We start from the raw sequence: 20383 nt of genomic DNA on the forward strand, positions 1-20383 counted from the left end.
TTTAATCTTGGCCATACGGCTAATAAAAATAAAGTTAAAGGTGGGAATATATTATGAATCAAGGTGAAGCATTAAGGAAAATAGACTCAGAACTTGAAAAATTCAAGAAAGAAATTTTTACTATGGAACCTAGGAGAATATATAATATGTCAGGTTTCATTATTTTTACCGAAGCAACGATTTATCATCTAAAAGTGCTTACAAGAGATGAAAATTTATGCAGCTTAATCATGAAGTATGGAAAAACTTTGAAAGGTGCTGTCATGCATGTTATGAACAGCATTAGAAAAAAGTATGGAATGAGCGGGGATATATCCGTGGACGAGTTTCAGAAATTAATATGGGAATATTATGAGATGAAACCTGAAGAAGCAAAGAAAGCTATAACTATCAAGGCAAGTAATAAAAAAGGAAAAACTGAAGAACCGACACTGCTGTCGTATGTTAACAATAGTGAAACTAATTCCGAAAAACAGGACAGCACAAATAAGAAAACTATTATACGTAGGAAAACTGGCAATATAGGACCGCTCCAAATATCATTGTTTAATTTGGGAGGTGAGTCAAATGAATAAATCATATCTCTCGCAGGTACCTGTCAAACATGAAATTAATATAAGAAATATAAAATATTTGATTGATCAAGTTCTATACGTAGTAGATGCAGAAGATATAAAAATCAAAGGTGAGAATATACTTATTATATCATTCTATTCATCAAAGGATATAATTAATGACATGGCAAAAATATCTTATAGAGTATTTATTTCATTGAAAAAAGGAAAATATATTTCTCAAGATTTGACCTGCAACCCTGCTAAATGGCGAACAGCTGCATTAAGTAATATAATTGGTTATTATTGTTACTCATGGTACAAAAACTGTGCCATATATACCAATGAGGCTTATGAAATAATTTCAAAATATTTCAATCCTAAGGGGAATGGAAATCCACTTCTTAAAATTGAAGAATTCCAAGAAAGTATATTAAGAAAGAATTTACAGGCAAAACATAAGAAAATAACAGACAGAATAGATAGAATAATGGAAAGTATATCTGATCTTCCTTGCGACTTCACAGAATGGGTGGATGAAAGTGCCCTGATTCATAGCAGATATATCTACTATAAATATGAGAAAGGGAGAAAAATAATGAAAGGGTACTGTACTCATTGCAAACACAATGTTGAAGTTACAAGTCCCAAAAGTGGAGAAAAAGGAGTTTGTCCTAACTGCCACAGCCATATAATATATAAACCTAAAAAAAAATGTACTGCTATAGAGGATAATATACAGACTGCATTAATTCAGAAAGCTGGCAATTCTCTTGTCATTAGATATTTTAATGTTCATAAAAGTTATAGAAGTCATTATAGACAACCAGAGCTAACTATACAGGAGCTATCCAGAGATTTCATATACCTCAATAAGAAAGACTATGAAATTAAATCATTTGAATGGGGATATTTTAAAAATTCAAATGTTCTGAGATGGTGTGATTCTAGATATAGATTTGAATTTAATGATACTGTGTTGTATACAAAAAACATTTATTTTGTCCTTAATAAGACTAAACTGCAATATTGTCAGATAAAAGAGTTCGCACAAAACTGTCATACATTTCCTGTATGGAGGCATATAACGTTGTACATGAAATATCCTTTCATTGAATATTTTATAAAATCAAAATTATTTAATTTAACATGTAATCTTTTATACGATTACTATAATGATGATTTATGTGTTAAAGGAAAAAGTATTCCAGAAATACTTCAGGTAAGTAAAACTGGAGTAAATACCATAAAAAGATTAAACGGAAACCTTCGTATGCTTCGTGTACTTAGAGTATCGGAAAAGAACAGAATATATTTAGATGATGAACAGCTACTTTTTGTAAGTAAATATATTAAAAGTCTAGATAAATTTGTTTCAATATCTAAATGTACTACTGTGAATAAGATATTAAAATATATAAAGGAGCAGAGCGAATTTGAAAAAGTTAAACTTACCAAGAGTGAATATGAAAGGAACTATGCTGTAAATGATTGTTTGCTTGACTGGGCAGACTATATAAGTAACTGTATTCTGCTCAAGTATAATATTAAAGATGAATTTATTTTATTTCCTAAAAATCTTAAGGAAAAGCATGATGAATTGTGGAAATTGGTATCTCTAAATCATCAGAAAATATATGATGAAGCTATAAGCTCGAGGTATGCTGAAACGTTGGACGTTTATGGATATTCTTATAAAAATCTTAATATTATTGTCCCCAAAAATTATGATGACATAACGAATGAAGGACATACTCTTCATCATTGCGTAGGTTCTTATGTTGAACGAGTCGCCAAAAATAAAACAACAATACTTTTCATAAGAAAAAATGGTTATATAGACAAGCCATTCTACACACTGGAAGTAAAAGATAATAAAATAATTCAATGCAGGGGAAAAAATAATAGTTCTCCAAGCAATGAAATTGAAGAATTTCTTGACAAATTCAAAAATGAAAAAATAAATAAAAAACGTGATTCACTATGTGTATAAAGTTATGTGTTTTGTACCTTAAAATAGATAGACTGCGGGCTTGCAGCCTGTCTATTTTTTTGCCTTCATAATTCAATTAAAAAAATCCAATAAAAATCCAATTCTGAGCCATACTTTAACCCAAGAATAAAGCAGATTTTTGTTTTTAAAATCAGATTATACTGTAGATATATTAATAAGAAAGGAGTTGAGAATGTGATTGTATTAGCAACGGGGATTGAAGCATTTAATCAGGAATTAAAATCAAAAATTGAGAATCAAAACATAGGCCAAGTTAAAGCCATATGTTACAGGGAGTTCCTTATGGATGAAAAGTTTTTTTCAGATACAGTGATAATATCTAAAAGACTTCAAGGAGATACATCAATAAAAGAACTGCTTTTTTCTCTTAAAAAACGTGGTATGAGAATTATCTATATCACGGATAAGGAGGACGTGGATGGAATACTTTATTGTTTTGACCTTGCTGTTTATGATTTTTTATTTGATCCAGTATCATCAGATGATGTTGTAAATTGCATTTCAAATCCTAATAGCTTTACAGATGTAAGTTCTGTGTATTTGAATTTCAAACATAAGGGGAGTGAGAAAAAGGACGATTTGGGATTTGATGTACCTGATATAAATGATACAGCCCAGCAGAAACAAAAGGAGAGGATAAGAGAAGTAGAAAAAATTAAGGTAGTTGAGAAGAAAATTATAGAGACAAGGTTCTACAAACAGAATGTTATAACATTCTATGGAGCTAACAATAATATTCTCTCAAGCCAAATTCTTGTAAATTCGGCTGTACGTTTCTGCAAAAAAACCGGCAGAAAAATTCTAATTATAGATGCAGATGCAGTTCCTTGCATGGACCATCTGCTGGATGTACCAAAAGAGATAAGTGTAAAAGATTCATACAATATGGCGGCCATAGATACTGGACTGTCTGCATGCTATTCCTCTATAGAAAACGGGACGTTTTCTCCATCACTTTTACAGAAATTCATATTGTCCTGTAAAAATAAGAACATAGATGTACTAACAGGAATATATCAGGACAGACTTATTGATAATATGGATATGGTACATTACCAAAAAATCATAGAAGCAGCAAAGAAGTTGTATGATGTGATACTTATAGCAGTTAATCCGTTTAAGTCTAATGTTGGAACCATAGCATCTGTTATGTCCAGTGATAAAATAGTTGCGGTAGTTGAATCGAATTATCTATCAGCACGTAACACTTTTAGTTCAATTAAAACATTTGAGAGAATAGGTGTTAGCAGAGATAAGTTTGGGATAGTTATATTTGACTGGCCAGGTGCACTTGATTTTGGAACTATGGAAAAAATCTTTGACGGATATAATATAGTTGCGGAGTTGCCTTTTAATAAAAGCTACAATAGGGTAGTTAATAATAAAAAGCCGCTCACACTTATGCCTAAAGCTGATAGAGAAGCTTATGACAGTATAACTAAATTTATGGGACTTTCAGGCTCAATTTTAATTCAACATAATGAAAAACCTCAGGAATCACAAGAAGATTTAATGAATAAGGAGCCTGGTGATACTGAAAATTCACATAAAGGTTATAAATCTTTGCTTAATAGATTAATAGGAAGGAAGTGATATAGTGACTGCAACAGTTAATTTAAGCAACCTTAGTTATTTAAACTCCAAAGATACTGTGAAGCAAAATTTAACTGAACTTGAGGATAACATAGTAAATTACCTGGTAAAGAATTGTTCGCTTCTGATAAATGATATTGAAATGAATGGTAAATCAATAAAACTTATAAACGATGAAATAGTGAGATATATAAAAGACAATAAAATAGAAGTACCATCGTCGAATACCCTTGAGGAACTTCAGACTTCTATAAATTCAGATATTTGGGGCTATGGTCGTGTCCAGAAATTCATAAATGATGACAGTGTGTCAGATATCTATATATTCAGTAGAGATTGCATTTTTATAAAAAGAAATGGAATTCTTGAACCTACTGATGTAAGATTTCCAACAGATATGTCACTTTTAAATTTCTGCTATGGGCTTGCAATAAAAAATGAAGGAAGCCTCTCGGAAGTAAATGCAAGTCAAATACTCTCTGATGCTAAAACACAAAAAAATGCAATACTCAGGATGGACCTTGTTATAGCACCGATAGCCTGCGGTGGATCTCAAGTCGAGATACGAAGACTGCCTAAAAAAAAGAAAACATTCAAAGACTTAATTAAAGACGTGATGCTTGATGAGGATATAGTCAGGTACCTTATTATGGCAGTTAAATCTGGACTTAATATAGTATGGACAGGAAGGGGTGGGAGCGGTAAGACTACACTTATGAATACCTGTCTTGATTATGTGCCAGAAGATGAAGTGCAGCTTATAATGCAGGAGTCGCAGGAACTCTTTACATCACACAAAGCTACATACACTCAAAAAGTAAAGAAAAAGCTTGGTGAGAATGATAAGGCCTATACCCTGAAAGACCTGACTATTAATGCTCTCTTGATGAGCCTTGACAGAATGGTAATAGGTGAGATAAAAGATCAAGAGGCTATGGAGTTTTTTAACGCTGTTTACACAGGACATATAGGTTGGACAAGTGTTCATTCACCGTCATCTGAGGAGTGTCTAAATAAAATAGTACATCTGATGAAATATTCCAATACCGATCTTCCAAGGGAAGATTTAATGGAAATGCTTACCCAGATAGATCTAATAATTTATATGGAAGATTATAAATGTTTTGAGATAACAGAAGTATCAGGGTGGGATGATATTAAAAAGAAGCCTATATTCAATCCTATATTTAAATTAAAGATTGAAAAAACAGCAGATGGTTACAAACATGAGTTTGTTAAAGTTGGTGAAAGTTGTGAGAAAATATTAAAAAAGGTAGATAAAGCCGTTGCATCTGGAAAGTTTAAAGGAGATGATGCCATTGTTTAAGCTTTGGGTAGCGGTGCTTGAAATTGTAGCACTTATACTCATATACAATATAGTATATATATCTATTTCATATTTAAGAGATGCCAACTTTAAAAAGAAAATAGAACAGGGGTTAAATAAAGTTGATGTTAAAAACTTAAAAAAGAATATACAATATGTATCAAAAAAGAAACACTCAAAATATATTGAAAATCTAGCACTGTTAATACAGCAGTCAACTGTAAATGGCAGATATAAATTTATTACACCTGGGTTTGTCATATTCATTTCATGCCTCATATCAATTAGCTTCTTCATGGTTTCGCAAAATATTCTAAAAATATTTCCATCTTCAATTTTAATTGCCGTAATTGGATATAAAATACCCGCAGTTTTCTTAAATATTTTAGTATTTGTTAATTCCAATAAGATAACAAGAAAGTTAGTAGATTTTATAAATCTATTAAAAAATTTCTGCATGATAAAAAATGATATATCTTATGCAATAGAGGAGTCTGGTTCTTATATGAAAGAACCAATAAAAAGTGTATGTGAGAATTATACATATGAAGTTAAACATGGTATACCTCCATATACTGCTCTTGAGAACATAAAGGACAAAATTGACAGTACACAATATTCTATTCTTATTAAGAATTTACAAATATGCTCCAAGTATTCTAATCAGTATCTGCTTGTTCTTAAAAAATCAGCTGAATTAATTATGAGGTTTGCAAAAGAACAGACAGAAAGGCAAAAAGAAATTAAAAGAGGGGTAAAGGGAGTGGTTATGATTATAGTTCTATCCATACTCATATGGATAATGCTCTCTTATATGAATCCGGATCTTCTCTCATCTCTGCAGTCATCAAGTATAGGAAATATTATTATGACAATGATATGCTTTGCATGCACAGCTGGAGTGATGATAATTGAGAAACTTGCAAGAATTGAATATTAAATTAAAGGTGGTGATACAGTGCTTTTTATATTAAAGATAGTCTTTTTGTTTATAGCGTTTTTTATAGCTTACTCCGCAATAGAAGAAATCTATTTTAAGAATAACAAACGGGTTCAGGAGGCAAGAGGAGAATATAAAATCCGCTCTAAATCTACTTTTGACAGATTTAAACGGTACATCGAAAAAAATGACAAAGCTAAAAATGTTATTGAAAGAAAGGATGAGAAGCTGAAGAAGTTAGGCAATCCGTTAAAAATAAATGGATTTAGCTATTATGTTTATAAGTTTTTCATGCTTGTAATGCTTATTTTATTCACAATTTCAGGAGAAATGAGTTTTTCTACTATTGTGATATTGGCTGTAATGATTATTTTCCCTGATGTTATGATAAAATCCATATCCCAAAAAGAGAAAGCTGAAATACTGGGTGATCTCCCGAATATTACAGACATACTTAATATACAATCAGGTGCAGCGGGTATGGATATGGGAATTGCATTAATGGAGGCGTTTTCTATAGCAAAATGCAGGAGACTTAAAGAAAAACTTATGGAACTTTCTATAGAAATTTCTCTTACAAAAAATATTCCTGCGGTACTTGATAAGTTTGCCAGTAACTTTAACCTCGCAGAAATAGACAGTCTTGTAATTGCCTTAAAGCAAGCTGTTATTACTGGAAAATCGAGAGAGCTTCTTGACAGTCAGAGTGAGCTTTTAAAGGATGCTGCATTGACAAGAATATCACTAAAGACTAAAGAGGTTGGAATGTGGATTGGACTTGTAGGTGGATTATTTCTACTTGGAATAGCACCTCTTGTACTTTATAGTTTTGGAACACAACTAACTTCAAGTTTTACGCAAATATTCTAAGCTTATAAAATCTAATTTTTAGATTTAAAAATAAATTTAAAAAATTTCAAAGATGAAAGGAGAAAATTATGTTAAGAAATTTAAAATGTTTGTTATCACTTCCAAGAAAAGTATTATTAAGAAAAAAGAGAGGAGATATTTCAAATCCACTTGGCATAGTTGCTGTATGTGTCGTTATGATTGCTATAATTATAGCACTTAAAGAGCTGCCATGGAAAGACCTCGCAACACTTGTAGATGAATTCGTAACAGGGCCACTGTTTGGACATATAACTGATCCATTTAACTAAACGAAAAGAGGAATTTAGATGTTAAAAAAGCTGTTTCCCCGAAGGAAAAAAGGTTTTATATCTACAGCAATGGGTACTTTAATTGGAGTATTTATTATAACGATTATAACATTTGTTATGATAATTGACTTAAAGCCATTCTTTATAAATCTGCAGCTCCATCAAGTTGCAAGACAAGCCTCTCTTAGGATGGAAACAGATGGGGGAATGACACAAACCACAAGAAACTATATCGTGAATTCCTTTAGCAATATGAGTGGTTTTAAAGAGAGTAACCTAAAGATTACTCCCTCCAGTACTGCTGATGATACTAATTATACGAATTATGGTGATCCTATAAGTCTTACATTAACCTATTCTTATACGCCTAAAAGGTATCATCTTGTTGGGTGGACGCAGGTTCGGACAGATACTGGAGATGTTATGCCGATAACTGTACACTGGACAACAACAAGCAAGAAAATAAAGATAATTGACCATTAAGCGGGGGTGGTAATTTGAAATTGATTTTAAATAAGAAAAAGGGGGCTGTTCAGCTATTCCCGCTTGTTATTATGATAATTTTATTCATTGGAGTATTTTGTTTTCTTATGTACGAGAACATTATAGGTAATGACAAGTATTCAAGATTTAAAAACCAGCTTGATGCGTCAAATCTTGCAGTTGCAAGGAATATTGACCAAGAAGTTCTTGCAAGAGAGGGGAAAATAACATTCAAGGATAGGGATATAGTTCCGGTATTTAATGCATTTAAAGAGTATCTCATAAAGAATTATGCGCTGGACAGCAATATGACAAGCATATCTGCCAATAAATCTGTTGTAGGTAAAGTAACTATAAAAGATGTTAGATTGTATAGTGTAAAAGATAATAAGATTACTGAATGGGATTTTTCAAATGGAACTTTTGTAAAGTCCAAAGATGGTGTATCAAGTGCAGTTACACCTAATGGAAAATCTGTTGAGGGAACATCAATATATTCAAAAATAAACTTGAATACAAATACAGTATTTAAGGCTGAAAATAATGGAACTTCAAATGTGAAAAATTTAGATATAGAGTCCTATGATGATTTTCTCAGCGGACCGATAAAAATTAAGTGAGAAAGGATGTGTAAGTGTTGAAAAATAAAAAAATTATGGCTATAAGCGCCGTAGCTGCAGTTCTAATAGGTTGTACCATCTTCTCTATTGAGAAAAAAGCTGTGACATATGAACCAACTGAAAAAGTCTATGTTGCAACTACAAACATTAGTCCCGGCAGTAAATTAAACTCTAAAAACTCCAAAATCAAGAATATAAAAATTTCAGATACTACCAGTGATGTTTTGAAATCTAGTGATAATATTACTAAAGTTAGAAAAATTGTAAAAAGTTCAATTTATAAAGGTGAATATATAAATAAAAACAGACTTGTAGATGAAAATGATCCCCAAGCAAAAGCTTTAAAAATAAAAGCAGATCAGGTTGAATTCTCAATAAATACACAGCTCCTCGACAACTATGCAGGAACATACAGGGAAGGTGACTTAGTTACACTTGACTATACCCCAAAATCTTCAAATTCAAATCAAAATCCTAAGACAGTTAACCTTGTAGATAAGATAAAGGTTCTTGGAGCAATAGACAGTGAGGGTAAATTTTTAAAGCCAGGAGATGAAAATTCACTTGCAACAGGTATTAGCTTTGTTGGGACAAGGAAACAGATGCTTCAAGTTGCAAATGCACAAGATAAAGGTACATTCAAGATAGGAAGACTTAATCCGGGTACAAACTAATATGCTTGGGAAAACCCATATATCGGCGGCACTTGCTTCTGCTGCGATAATATCTTTTAAATGTAAAATTCCTATGAATCCATTAATCATGTCCGGTGCTATGATTGGCGGAATTATACCGGATATAGATTTGAGAAACAGTATGGTTTCAAAATATATCAAAACAAAATTCATATACACATCGTTAATACTTCTTTCAAGTCTCCTAGTTGCATCTTTTTATTTTAAATCTCAATTCATATTATACAAATATCATTTTAAACTTATCGGATTATTTCTTTTGCTAGTTTCAGCTTGTTTTTCAAAATTTACAGGCCACAGAATGTACTCTCACAGCATACTTGGACTTTCGATTTTTCATATGGAATTTATATCATATACAAACCGCTGTGTATGTGGTTTATCATAGGCTATATAAGTCATATCTTGATAGACCTTTTGAATTTTCAAGGAGAAGCTCTTTTGTTCCCATTTAAAGGTTCATATTCATTTAAAATATGTAAATCTAGTGGAATAGTTAACAACCTTATGTTAGTTACCTGCAGCTTATGTTTTATTGTATTCACCTTAAAAACCTAAAAAGCAGTTTTTAAAATATATAGTAAAGATTTGAAAAATAAAAAATATTAAACGGTGAAGGGATGATTTATGTGATAGAACAGTTTATACAAGATATTAGTGCAAGCAGACAGACAGGAAAAGTTCTTACTGGAGAACTTTCATCTGTTGAGCTTATAAAGAAAAACAGAAATACAGAAGAAGGAGTTAAAGAAGTGAAAATACCATGCGGAATAATATTCTACGGTGAGTACAAAATATTTATACCCGCAAATGAAATGAACATAAAGCGCGATGATGTAAAAGAAATATTTACTATAATGAAAACCATGGTTGGTTCCGTTATAGATTTTGTAATAACAGAAATTGTAGATGAAGACAATGCTGTAGCATCACGAGAAAAAGCTATGAAACTGAGGGAAAAAATTGAACTTCCAAAACATAAAATTGGTGATATAGTACCTGCAAGAATAGTTGGAATCGGTCGTAGCACAGCATATCTTGAAGTATATGGAAGGGAAATAAGAATACCAAAAGAAGAAGTGGACTGGTGTTATATTTACGATCTAAGAGATACCATACAAATTGGCGATGTAAAGAAAGCTAAAATTACGGAATTTGACCTTGAAAATAACAAACTGATGGTATCAATAAAGAGGGCTGTTGAAGATCCATACATTAAGAATATTAAAAAAGTTACCAAGAATAGTCTTTATGAAGCTGCTGTAACAGGCATAATGCCATATGGTATATTCCTGGAACTAAAAAATTTGAAAGGAATACGTGTCTTGTGTCCATATCCTCACTGGAATTCTTTTACTCCAGAACAAGGAGATTTGTTTGTTGTAAAGATAAAAAATATAGATATTCCAAGCAGAAATTTAGCAGGAAGTTTTGTAAGAGAAGTACGAAAGTTTAGATAGTGTAAGGGGATGGCTTGTGCCGTCCCTAATATTATTATTTGGAGGATATAAAATTGGAACTTTATAAGATAGAAACGCTTGACAGGCTTCTCAGATTCATGGATGATATTGTAATAGATAATAGTTTAAACATTAAAAACTTAACTTCTATAAAGGAATGTGCCGCTTTTGGAGATCGCTCAAGTAAAGGAATATTAAAAGAAGCCATTTTAAAATATACAAGAAGATATCTAAATTTAGATACAATTGATATACTGATAAATCAGTATCATATAAACTATTTTTTACCGCTGTATACAGGTAAAAATCCGGACTTTAGCAGGATTATAAATTCAATGTGCATAGATAAAGATGATGATATTGATTCAAAAATAAATTTATTAGTTCAGATAATGTACCAGGAGCTTTATGGTCTTTCTGTAATAGATTCATATTACTATAACAATATTGAAGGATTAAATGAAATATCCCTCAATACTAAAGAATTTATAAGTCTACAGATAAATGGTCAGAAGGAGAGAATTGAGAAATTATTCTTTAAAAATGAAAATACTTATGAAAAAATAATAAAAAGAAGTGTGTCACATGAGGATATGGATAATCTAGATCCAGAACATCCAGAAGTACTGAGTGATAATTTATGTGGTGCAAGGCTCACAGCGATAATGCCGCCATACAGCCGTTATTATTCTTTGAATGTTAGATATACTGGTACGAGCTTTTTTTCAAAGGATATACTTATAGACTCAAAAACTTCAAATTCATATATGGAGACATTTATGGATTTAGTATTGAATGGAAGGCCTAATATTTTTGTACTAGGTGGACAGGGTACAGGTAAAACTACATATCTTATGCGTCTTATAGGTTCTATACCGAAGAACGTATCAATTCTTACTATAGAATCAACTATGGAGCTCGATATTCTTAAATATTTTCCGGACAAGGATGTTAAAAATTTAAGGTTTTCCGTGTTAAGATCACCGGAAGATTGTTTTAAAACTGCACTTAGAATGGGAAGGGATATAATAATTGATGGAGAGGTAAGGTCTCCTGAGGAAGCTTATATAACACTTGAAGCAATGACAAGGCAGAATAGGGGTAGTATGGGAAGTTTTCACACTTCATCGAATCAGGATTTTATATATGATTATAAAAATATGTTACTTAAAGGGAATATATATAAAAGTGAAGGAGCGGCACTCTATGATATAGCGAGAGCGGTAGATATACTCATTTACCTTTCACTTGACAGAAATACAGGTCACAGGTATATAAAACAAGTTTCGGAACTTATATTCAAACCGGATGATTATAAAAAACCATATGAATTAAATACATTGTTTGAGTATACAAGGAAGAGAAAAGAACTAATATCTGTTAACAGGATATCCAAAAAATTCATAGAACGTGCCTTTGAATATGAATTTACGGAAGAACACGAACGTGAGCTTTATGAACTGTATAAAAAGATGGGCATATAAAAGGATCCAAGAAAAATCCAATTTTAATCCCAAGAATAAACCAAGAATGAGTCAAATTTTTCACTACCTTTCTGATAGTACAATATTGTATAGAAATTACTTGGAAAGGTGTGATAAATTTGATTAAGAAAAAGATCATATATACTCTACTGATCTCGTCTATACTTGGAATAAATATTACGTTTCATGTAAATGCATCTCCATCAGTCCAAACTAATTCCACAACTAATGTATCATCAAATGAGTATAAAAATTGGAATGATTCTGTTGAAAATCAAATTGAGATTATGGATCATAAAATTGAGGAAAATACGGATTCTCTCAAAAAATATGATCTTTTGCTGCAGAAATTGAATAAATCAATAGATGCAAATAATAAAAATATTAAATTACTTAATGCAGAGATAAAATCTTCAAATTCAATTTATAACAAGAGATTAAGAGCTATGTATGTAAACAATTTTCCAGAAGATTATTTTGAATTACTAATTTCATCTAAAAACATTGATGAACTGATTTCAAGAGTATCATTTGCAAAAATAATACTAGATCATGACAATGCTAATCTTCATAAGCTTCAGGATGCTAAAAAGTCAAAAGATGAGATATCAAGGAAATTAAATAATGATAAAGACAAAATATCAGAAGTTAAAGATAATATTATAAAAGAAACGACTCAGCTTAAAACCCAAAAATATAACAAGAAGGTGCTTATTAATTCTTTAAATGTAAGTAATACTTCACAGGGTAAGTATATTTCTCTTTCAAGAGGTAGTTCATCATATAACGGTATTGTTAACTATGCAATGAATTTTCTTGGAGTACCGTATGTCTGGGGAGGTACAACACCGTCGGGTTTTGATTGCTCAGGGTTTATACAGTATGTTTATGCACATTTTGGTATAAATCTGCCGAGAGTATCTGAGGATCAACAAAACTGTGGTGTACAGATAAAAGATAGAGAAGATTTGCAACCTGGAGATCTAGTGTTTTTCGGAAAACCTGCGTATCATGTTGGTATGTACGTAGGTAATGGCAGATATATTGAAGCACCACACACTGGGGATGTTGTTAAAATTGCAACTCTCTACAATTACACATCAGCTTCCAGAGTAAACTAAGGCATAAAAAAATAAGAAGAAAATAAGGGCGATTTTTTATAACCGCTTTTATTTTTTTGTGCCCAAATACCACATATTAAGTTATAGAAGATAATTTTTGTTTAAGTCCTTTTGGGACAATATTTAGTTTTGGTCATTAGGCTAATAAAAAATTGAAAAAGGTGGAATATATTATGGCAATCGAAAATTTAAAACAAATTACAAAATCAGCGAATAAGACAAAAATAATTGAATTTAATGACAATATGCATTTCAATAACTTTCAAGGACCTTTTGGGATAAATAAATCAACTGTTCATAGCAAAATATCTAAAATAAATATCACTATCGTGGATTTTACAAATGGAAATAAGGACAAGACTATTGTTTTAAAACACAATGTAGATCCAAGTGTAATGAAAGCAATATCCTTGCAGATTTTGTCTAATAGGAAGGATCTATTTGTAAATGGAATAAAGGAGCAAAAAATAAACTTCCATAAGAAAGATGAAGAAGGGTATTCAAGTGTTAGCGGTCTACTAATCAAATATCAGGAAAAAATGCAGAATCCTTGGACTGTTGAAATTGTGAATGGTAAAGGTATAGCTGTTAAAAATCAAACGGGAGGAAGCATAATAAAGAAGGGTTCTTATATTGAGACAAGTAAATCTGCCGTCTATATGTCAGAAATGGAATTTATAATTAAGATGAATGAGGTTAGAGACTACATCGAACATTTTGAAATTATAAATATGAGCAAGATGATTCAAGTAAGAAATAAAATGGAGCAGAGAATACGTAATGAGTCACAATCAGCTAAGATGCAGGTTATTCAGGGAGGAAATGTTATGGAAGCCGAGATATAGACTTTGGTATAAGCTATTAAAGAGTTAATACCTTATAATATAAGTATAGTAAATTTCTATCAAAATCCCAAACGTATAGATGATGGATATAGAGGAATACACATTTATTTTAAGCAAAATTCCAGATGCTTTCCGATAGAAATTCAAATTTGGAACTTGGAAGATGCTTTACTAAACTTTTATACCCATGATATAATATACAAAAAAATAACACTGGGAACTTACTGAAATATAGCTTGCAACTGCGAAATTGGATGAATAAAATTCCTTGTGCACCTAATGAAATTAAAATAACATTTTTACAATATTTATATGATTTTTTGTATTCATACTATGGAGGTGAGTAATATGTCTAAAGTGTATTTATTTACTAGAAAAAAAAGAGAAAAATATACTGCTATATTGGAAACATCTATGAAAAATGCTATTGAAGTTTTGAAAGAAAATAGAAATATTGACTATCAGCTTGGTATATTAAACGCACCTAGTTATGATTCAATGTGCAAAGTTTATGGAGAATATGCTCCTTTCAGAAAAGTTGATGACATTAGACAATTAATAGGAAATACTGAAAAAATTTATAGTTAAGTTTCAAAAATAAGATGGGTTTTTGATATGATCCTCTTAAAGTAGATATGGCAAATAACCAAAATTACTTTAAGGGGGTTTTTCTATTTCTACAAAACCAAAATATTCTTTTGATGTAAAAGTATATGAATTCAAACACTTCGTAGATGGATTTTGAGGTATAATGGCGATAACGTATTATCCTGATACAGACAAATGGTATAATAATTTAAAGGCAAGAAGGAAGTGATTTAAGGATGAATTGTGTTTTGTGTAAAGGTGATTTGATACATGATCGAATTAACCATATAATTGATTTACACGGGCATAGTATAATAATTAAAGGTATTCTAGCAAATGTTTGTAAATAATGTGGAGAATATTATATTTCAAATGATATTGCATTAAAAATAGAGAATATAGTAGAAGAAGTAAGAAAAAATAAGGCTGAAATATTGCTAGTGAATTATTCAGAAATAGTTGCATAATATTTTTAAAAGATAGTAATTATATCTTAAAAATAAGAGTGAAGAGAGGTTTTTATAGCCGCTCTTATTTTTTTATACTCAAATACCACATATTAAGTTATATAAGATATTTTTTAAGTTTTTTTGGAACAATATTTGGTTTTGGTCATTAGACTAATAAAATTTATAAAAATAAAAGGTGGAATGTATTATGTTATTTAGAGTAGAAAAAAGTGTATTGCAGGATTCGTTAGAAAAAATTGTTAGAGCAGCGGGAAAAGAAGAGAATTTAAACTGTGTTTTAATTGAAGTAAATAATGGACAAGTTAATCTCACATGTACTAATATTATCACAACTATAAGAACATCTTTTGTATGTATGGACTTTGAAGATGGAGAAGCTCTTATAGATTCAAAGTTTCTGCTGTCATATGTAAAAGCACTTGCATCAAATCAAATTTTAGTTAAGACAGAGGAAAATAAAGTGTCAATATCATGCGGGAGATCTAAGTCCAGCGTTATGTGTAAAGAAGTAGATAAATTTCCAAAAGAAAAGGAAATTTCAGATAGTATAACTGTAACTGTAAACATTATTTCTGAGGAGCTTAAAAGAGCTTTAAAAGAAACTATATTTGCAGCAGCTCATGATGAAACAAGGCCTATACTCACTGGAATATTATTTGAAATAAAAGATGGAATGTTAACGCTGGTTGGGCTTGATGGATTTAGAATGGCAGTATCAAGTATACCGGTTGATTCTGAAGAAACGATTTCCTGTGTAGTACCTCAAAAATCAGCTCTAGAGCTGCAGAGGTTGCTTGAAAATGATGATGAAAATGTAGTGATGAAAATATCATCAAATAAAATTGAATTTATATTTGCTTCTGTTGATATGACAAGTGTGCCGTTGGAAGGACAGTATATTTCTTACAGACAAATAATTAATGATAACAGTAAAACTACCTGCACAATTAACAGGCAAAAATTATTGGCTCTATTAAATAGGGCATCTGCTGTACTTACCGAGAAAAGCAAACTGGTTGAACTAACATTTTCAAAAGAAGGGATAGTAACCTTATTAGCTTCTTCTTCACTTGGAAATGTAAATGAACAAATTTTTATAAAGGACTTCAAAGGTCCTGAGTTAAATATCGCTTTCAATCTAAAATATCTTTGTGATATGCTCATGTCTTTAGATGAGGAAGAACTGGAATTTAAGCTTTCTAACAGCATATCTCCAGTTGTTATTAATAAGAAAGAAATTAGTGATTACACTGGAATTGTACTTCCTGTAAGACTTGTGAAAGGGGAAAATTAACATGTTGTCAGAGAATGATATTAAGGCAATATATCCATATTTGAAAAATACGATAAATGCGACATTGAAAGAATATCCAAGTGGTGATAAGGAAGCTGTGCTGGAATATAAGAATGGAGAAAAATATACTAAATCATTAACATCTATAAATAAACCTCCTGTAAAAGTGGGACTTACAAGTATAATAGAACATTTTTCAAGGGGAGATTACGGCGATTCAACATATAGAGGTAATTGCTCAGGACTGCTTGTTAAAGATTTATATGATTATTTCAAGCCTAAGAAAGTATTAGATCCCATGTGTGGATCTGATACCTCTGGTGATGTGGCAAAAAAGTTTGGAATAAACCAGATTTCACTGGACTTAAATCCTAAATTTGGTGGATTTAATATATTGAAGGATGATTTTGACCAAAGCTTTGATATGATTTTCTGTCACTTCCCGTACTTTGTTTTTCTAGGTTCCAAAATGCCTGTATACAGCGGAGTTATGTGGGGTGGGCCAAATAAGTACGATATGAGCAGAATAAATGATAAAGATAAGTTTACCGCCGCTGTTAACCTTGCACAGTCTAAGATGTATCAGGCGCTTAGAAAAAATGGCAGATTAATAATGCTCATCGGGGATAGTAGGTTCCGTGGAGATTATTATTGTATGTTTAAATCCATGGACTTTTATGGTGATATAGAAGATATCATGATAAAAAAACAATTTAATTATAATAGCTCAAGGACCATATATAATAATAGATTTATACCTATTGAACATGAGTATATAGTTGTTTTAAGAAAGAATGACGAGTATATAATCAAATGTATACATGTCACTAACGTAGATAAAGATATTAAGAAGTGTACGAGGATAACTTGGAGATCACTAATACAGAGTGTAATTGAGCACTTTGGAGGTAAAGCTTCAAGAAAGCAGATATATATGGAGTTAAAGGACCACCCAAAAGCAAAAAATAATAATTTTGTTAAGGAAAAAATCAGACAGATTGTAAATAGCTGTAATGATTTTGTTGTTAATAAAGAGTATATAAGTTTAAGTATATAAAATTATAGAGGAGAGTATATGAACTGGAAAGTTGAATATTATAGAAAGGAGAATGGGGTAAAAGTTTGTATATTGATTTAAGGTAATAAAATTTATTTAAGAGTGGTTTTTTATGACTGCTCTTATTTTTTTGCATTTAAATACCGCATATTAAGTTATAGAAGATAAATTTTGTTTAGTCCATTTTGGAATAATATTTAGTTTTTGCCATTAGGCTAATAAAAGATTGAAAGAGTTGAATTAAACTAATTTTTTAAATTTATAAAAATGAAGGGTGGAATATAGGTGTTATATAACGAATTTAGACCAAAGAGATTTAACGATGTAGTAGGACAGGGACACATAACCGAGATATTGAGAAATCAGGTTAAGGCTAAAAATGTAGCTCATGCATACTTATTCAATGGACCTAAAGGTACAGGAAAAACTACTTTATCAAAGATCTTAGCAAAAGCAGTTAACTGTCTTCATCCAAAGAATGGTGAACCTTGCAATGAATGTGAAATGTGCAGGAAGATTGACAGCGGTTCGTGTCTGGATGTAATTGAAATGGATGCTGCGTCAAAGAGAAAGATAGAAGATATGAGGAATATAATATCGTCACTTAATTATCCTACAACCGAATCTAAATTTAGAGTTATCATACTAGACGAGGTCCATATGCTTACACAGGAGGCTGTTAATGCCTTCTTAAAAACACTGGAGGAACCTCCTAAGAATACTATATTTATTCTGGCAACAACAGATCCACAGAAGTTGCCACCAACTATTCTATCGAGGTGCCAGAGATATAATTTCAGAAGGGTTAGTTTAAATAATACTTTTAAAAGGTTGAAACATGTTGCAATTAAATCATCTATAGATATAGATGATACGAGCCTGCAACTTATCTCAAAAGTAGCAGACGGTGGTATGAGAGATGCACTCAGTATACTTGATCAGGTCAAAGATTTAGATGAAATCTCATATAAAAATATAGCTGAACTACTTGGCACCTCATGCAATGAAAATATGTTTGTACTGTCAAAAGATATTTTTAGAAAAAATATACCACATGGATTAAGTCTAATAAATAATATGGACGAATCTGGAGTTGATTTCAATGTTTTCATAAAAGACTACGTCAGATTTCTAAGGAATATTCTTATGTCAAAAGTCATGGGCAAGGAATCTTCGCTTGTCATTGCTATGACAGAAGAAAATATATCTAGATTATTAAAGATGGAATGCTCAAAGGAAGATGTTATAAGTGTCATAGAACTTTTTCAGAAAATAGATACGAGAGATAGGGTTTCACTGGAGCTTGCAGTTATAAAATCAACTTCTATTCTAAAAGGGAAAGCAGAGAGTATAGCTCAGAGGTCTAAACAGTTGGAGAATAATAAAACTAATGTTGATACCCCTATTAAAGAAACACATTATATTGAAAACTCTAATTCTCAGAATAGTGATTTTAATGAAAAGAAGGAGAGAATATCACAGGCTAAAAAAACAATGATATCAAAATTTGCTAGCTGCAATAATTATTATAAGAACCTTGGACAAGCATTAACCATTTCAACTGTGAAATTAGTTATAAGTGATGATAAAAATATATCATTAATAATTATTCCTAGAGATAATGCTAATAAAAAAATACTTATGTCAGGTTATAAATGGATTGTACAGGGTTTCTGTAAATTTTCTAAAATAGCTGACATGAAAATAAATATACATGGAGGTAATTTAAATGAATAATAAAATTATAGTGTACTCAAGATCTGAGTACACTATTTTAAAGAATATAAATAAATTTAAAGATGGTATAAATCAACTTAATGTTTCAGAAATAGATATATCAAATATTTCAGATCCTAGAGAAATTATAGAGAAGTGTGAGACACTTCCTCTGTTGTTTGATAAGAAAAGAGTTGTAACAATAAATGCCAAATTCTTACATGATGACTATAAAGACAAGTATGGTATATTTAAATGTCTCAAAAAGTATGTAAAGAATTTACCTGACTTTACTGTTCTAATTCTGTATTTATATAAACGGGACAAAAGGGAAAAAATCAGCAAAAGACTAAAGGAACTGCAGAATCAGGGGATGAATCTTATTGTGGATGGAGATGAACGTATGGAAAAACTCAAAATCATCTCTGAATTTGTAAGATCAAATGATATAAGGTTAGATCAAGAAAGCATAGATTTTATGATAACTGCAAATTCCAACATGGATATGTTAATAAATGATATTTTTAAATTAAAGTTCATGGATAATATATCTATAGCTTCAATTAAAAAAGTATTTTCTTCTCTTGAGGAAGAAGATACTTTAGATTTATTGAATTATATTGCTGATAGCAGTAAAATTGCCGCTCTTAAATCATTAAATATACTTATGGATACAGGTTTTCAACCTATTCAAATAATAAAAAGCATAATGAAGCAGTATCAGAGGTTGATTTACTGCAAATCTGGGATTATGGCAAATAAGTCTATTAAAAATATTGCAAAAGAATATAAACTTCATCCGTATTTCTGTAAAAGGCTTTGTGGAATTGCTTCAAATTTAAATATATATAATCTTTCACATGATCTACAGATGTGCAGAGATCTAATGATAAAGATTATGAATGTGTCTCAAGTAGACACTAGGTCGGAACTGGAAATTTTAATACTAAGACTAAAATAGA

General features: G+C 30.9%; 20 protein-coding genes and 1 pseudogene. All 21 read left to right on the forward strand.

Going from position 1 to position 20383, the window contains the following annotated elements:
• Positions 1 to 53 precede the first annotated feature (53 nt).
• Entirely contained in the window at positions 54 to 575 is a 522-nt protein-coding gene (locus AC4CVH_RS02330; protein WP_490786103.1) for a hypothetical protein, read from the forward strand.
• Positions 568 to 2547 carry a PcfJ domain-containing protein gene (locus AC4CVH_RS02335; protein ID WP_490786104.1) on the forward strand — a complete coding sequence of 660 codons (1980 nt, stop codon included), beginning with the start codon at positions 568 to 570 and terminating at the stop codon, positions 2545 to 2547. The genes AC4CVH_RS02330 and AC4CVH_RS02335 overlap by 8 nt, the downstream gene beginning before the upstream one ends.
• Before the next feature lie 195 nt (positions 2548 to 2742).
• On the forward strand, positions 2743 to 4161 hold the full coding sequence (locus AC4CVH_RS02340) for a P-loop NTPase family protein (protein WP_490786105.1): 1419 nt from the start codon (positions 2743 to 2745) through the stop codon (positions 4159 to 4161).
• 4 nt (positions 4162 to 4165) lie between these two features.
• A complete protein-coding gene (locus tag AC4CVH_RS02345; protein WP_490786106.1) occupies positions 4166 to 5488 on the forward strand; it encodes an ATPase, T2SS/T4P/T4SS family in 1323 nt (440 codons plus the stop codon).
• Complete coding sequence (locus AC4CVH_RS02350) at positions 5481 to 6428, forward strand: type II secretion system F family protein (RefSeq protein WP_490786107.1); 948 nt, start codon at positions 5481 to 5483, stop codon at positions 6426 to 6428. Before AC4CVH_RS02345 ends, AC4CVH_RS02350 begins: the two co-directional genes overlap by 8 nt.
• Positions 6429 to 6446: 18 nt before the next feature.
• Entirely contained in the window at positions 6447 to 7298 is an 852-nt protein-coding gene (locus AC4CVH_RS02355) for a hypothetical protein (RefSeq protein WP_490786108.1), read from the forward strand.
• Between the two features lie 68 nt (positions 7299 to 7366).
• Positions 7367 to 7588: a hypothetical protein gene (locus AC4CVH_RS02360; RefSeq protein ID WP_490786109.1), complete on the forward strand. Its 222-nt coding sequence runs from the start codon at positions 7367 to 7369 to the stop codon at positions 7586 to 7588.
• An 18-nt stretch (positions 7589 to 7606) separates the two neighbouring features.
• The gene (locus AC4CVH_RS02365) at positions 7607 to 8071 is read left to right on the forward strand and encodes a hypothetical protein (protein WP_490786110.1); all 465 of its coding nucleotides are present in this window, start codon (positions 7607 to 7609) and stop codon (positions 8069 to 8071) included.
• Between the two features lie 14 nt (positions 8072 to 8085).
• The gene (locus AC4CVH_RS02370) at positions 8086 to 8691 is read left to right on the forward strand and encodes a hypothetical protein (RefSeq protein WP_490786111.1); all 606 of its coding nucleotides are present in this window, start codon (positions 8086 to 8088) and stop codon (positions 8689 to 8691) included.
• A gap of 17 nt (positions 8692 to 8708) precedes the next feature.
• A complete protein-coding gene (locus AC4CVH_RS02375) occupies positions 8709 to 9365 on the forward strand; it encodes an SAF domain-containing protein (RefSeq protein WP_490786112.1) in 657 nt (218 codons plus the stop codon).
• Position 9366: 1 nt separating this feature from the next.
• Positions 9367 to 9944, forward strand: a pseudogene (locus tag AC4CVH_RS02380) (metal-dependent hydrolase).
• Positions 9945 to 10015: 71 nt separating this feature from the next.
• Positions 10016 to 10846, forward strand: a complete 831-nt coding sequence (locus AC4CVH_RS02385; RefSeq protein WP_490786113.1) for a S1 RNA-binding domain-containing protein — start codon at positions 10016 to 10018, stop codon at positions 10844 to 10846.
• 53 nt (positions 10847 to 10899) lie between these two features.
• Positions 10900 to 12330 (forward strand): ATPase, T2SS/T4P/T4SS family, encoded by a 1431-nt coding sequence (locus AC4CVH_RS02390; RefSeq protein WP_490786114.1) that lies wholly within the window; start codon positions 10900 to 10902, stop codon positions 12328 to 12330.
• Between the two features lie 119 nt (positions 12331 to 12449).
• Complete coding sequence (locus tag AC4CVH_RS02395) at positions 12450 to 13451, forward strand: C40 family peptidase (RefSeq protein ID WP_490786115.1); 1002 nt, start codon at positions 12450 to 12452, stop codon at positions 13449 to 13451.
• A gap of 173 nt (positions 13452 to 13624) precedes the next feature.
• Positions 13625 to 14296, forward strand: coding sequence for a hypothetical protein (locus AC4CVH_RS02400; protein ID WP_490786116.1), 672 nt, complete (start codon positions 13625 to 13627; stop codon positions 14294 to 14296).
• A gap of 348 nt (positions 14297 to 14644) precedes the next feature.
• Positions 14645 to 14884 (forward strand): hypothetical protein, encoded by a 240-nt coding sequence (locus AC4CVH_RS02405; RefSeq protein WP_490786117.1) that lies wholly within the window; start codon positions 14645 to 14647, stop codon positions 14882 to 14884.
• 236 nt (positions 14885 to 15120) lie between these two features.
• Positions 15121 to 15234: a YgiT-type zinc finger protein gene (locus AC4CVH_RS02410; RefSeq protein WP_490786118.1), complete on the forward strand. Its 114-nt coding sequence runs from the start codon at positions 15121 to 15123 to the stop codon at positions 15232 to 15234.
• 307 nt (positions 15235 to 15541) lie between these two features.
• Entirely contained in the window at positions 15542 to 16648 is a 1107-nt protein-coding gene (gene dnaN / locus AC4CVH_RS02415) for a DNA polymerase III subunit beta (protein WP_490786119.1), read from the forward strand.
• A 1-nt stretch (position 16649) separates the two neighbouring features.
• Entirely contained in the window at positions 16650 to 17705 is a 1056-nt protein-coding gene (locus AC4CVH_RS02420) for a DNA modification methylase (RefSeq protein WP_490786120.1), read from the forward strand.
• A 285-nt stretch (positions 17706 to 17990) separates the two neighbouring features.
• Entirely contained in the window at positions 17991 to 19442 is a 1452-nt protein-coding gene (gene dnaX, locus AC4CVH_RS02425; protein WP_490786121.1) for a DNA polymerase III subunit gamma/tau, read from the forward strand.
• Positions 19435 to 20382 carry a DNA polymerase III subunit delta gene (gene holA / locus AC4CVH_RS02430; RefSeq protein WP_490786122.1) on the forward strand — a complete coding sequence of 316 codons (948 nt, stop codon included), beginning with the start codon at positions 19435 to 19437 and terminating at the stop codon, positions 20380 to 20382. The genes dnaX and holA overlap by 8 nt, the downstream gene beginning before the upstream one ends.
• Position 20383: the final 1 nt, after the last annotated feature.

Source organism: Clostridium pabulibutyricum (assembly GCF_058242705.1).

Coding starts and splice junctions, on each gene's coding strand:
- holA (WP_490786122.1), top strand. CDS start 19,435: ATGAATAATAAAATTATAGTGTACTCAAGATCTGAGTACACTATTTTA.
- AC4CVH_RS02365 (WP_490786110.1), top strand. CDS start 7,607: ATGTTAAAAAAGCTGTTTCCCCGAAGGAAAAAAGGTTTTATATCTACA.
- dnaN (WP_490786119.1), top strand. CDS start 15,542: ATGTTATTTAGAGTAGAAAAAAGTGTATTGCAGGATTCGTTAGAAAAA.
- AC4CVH_RS02410 (WP_490786118.1), top strand. CDS start 15,121: ATGAATTGTGTTTTGTGTAAAGGTGATTTGATACATGATCGAATTAAC.
- AC4CVH_RS02335 (WP_490786104.1), top strand. CDS start 568: ATGAATAAATCATATCTCTCGCAGGTACCTGTCAAACATGAAATTAAT.
- AC4CVH_RS02420 (WP_490786120.1), top strand. CDS start 16,650: ATGTTGTCAGAGAATGATATTAAGGCAATATATCCATATTTGAAAAAT.
- AC4CVH_RS02360 (WP_490786109.1), top strand. CDS start 7,367: ATGTTAAGAAATTTAAAATGTTTGTTATCACTTCCAAGAAAAGTATTA.
- AC4CVH_RS02330 (WP_490786103.1), top strand. CDS start 54: ATGAATCAAGGTGAAGCATTAAGGAAAATAGACTCAGAACTTGAAAAA.
- AC4CVH_RS02405 (WP_490786117.1), top strand. CDS start 14,645: ATGTCTAAAGTGTATTTATTTACTAGAAAAAAAAGAGAAAAATATACT.
- AC4CVH_RS02400 (WP_490786116.1), top strand. CDS start 13,625: ATGGCAATCGAAAATTTAAAACAAATTACAAAATCAGCGAATAAGACA.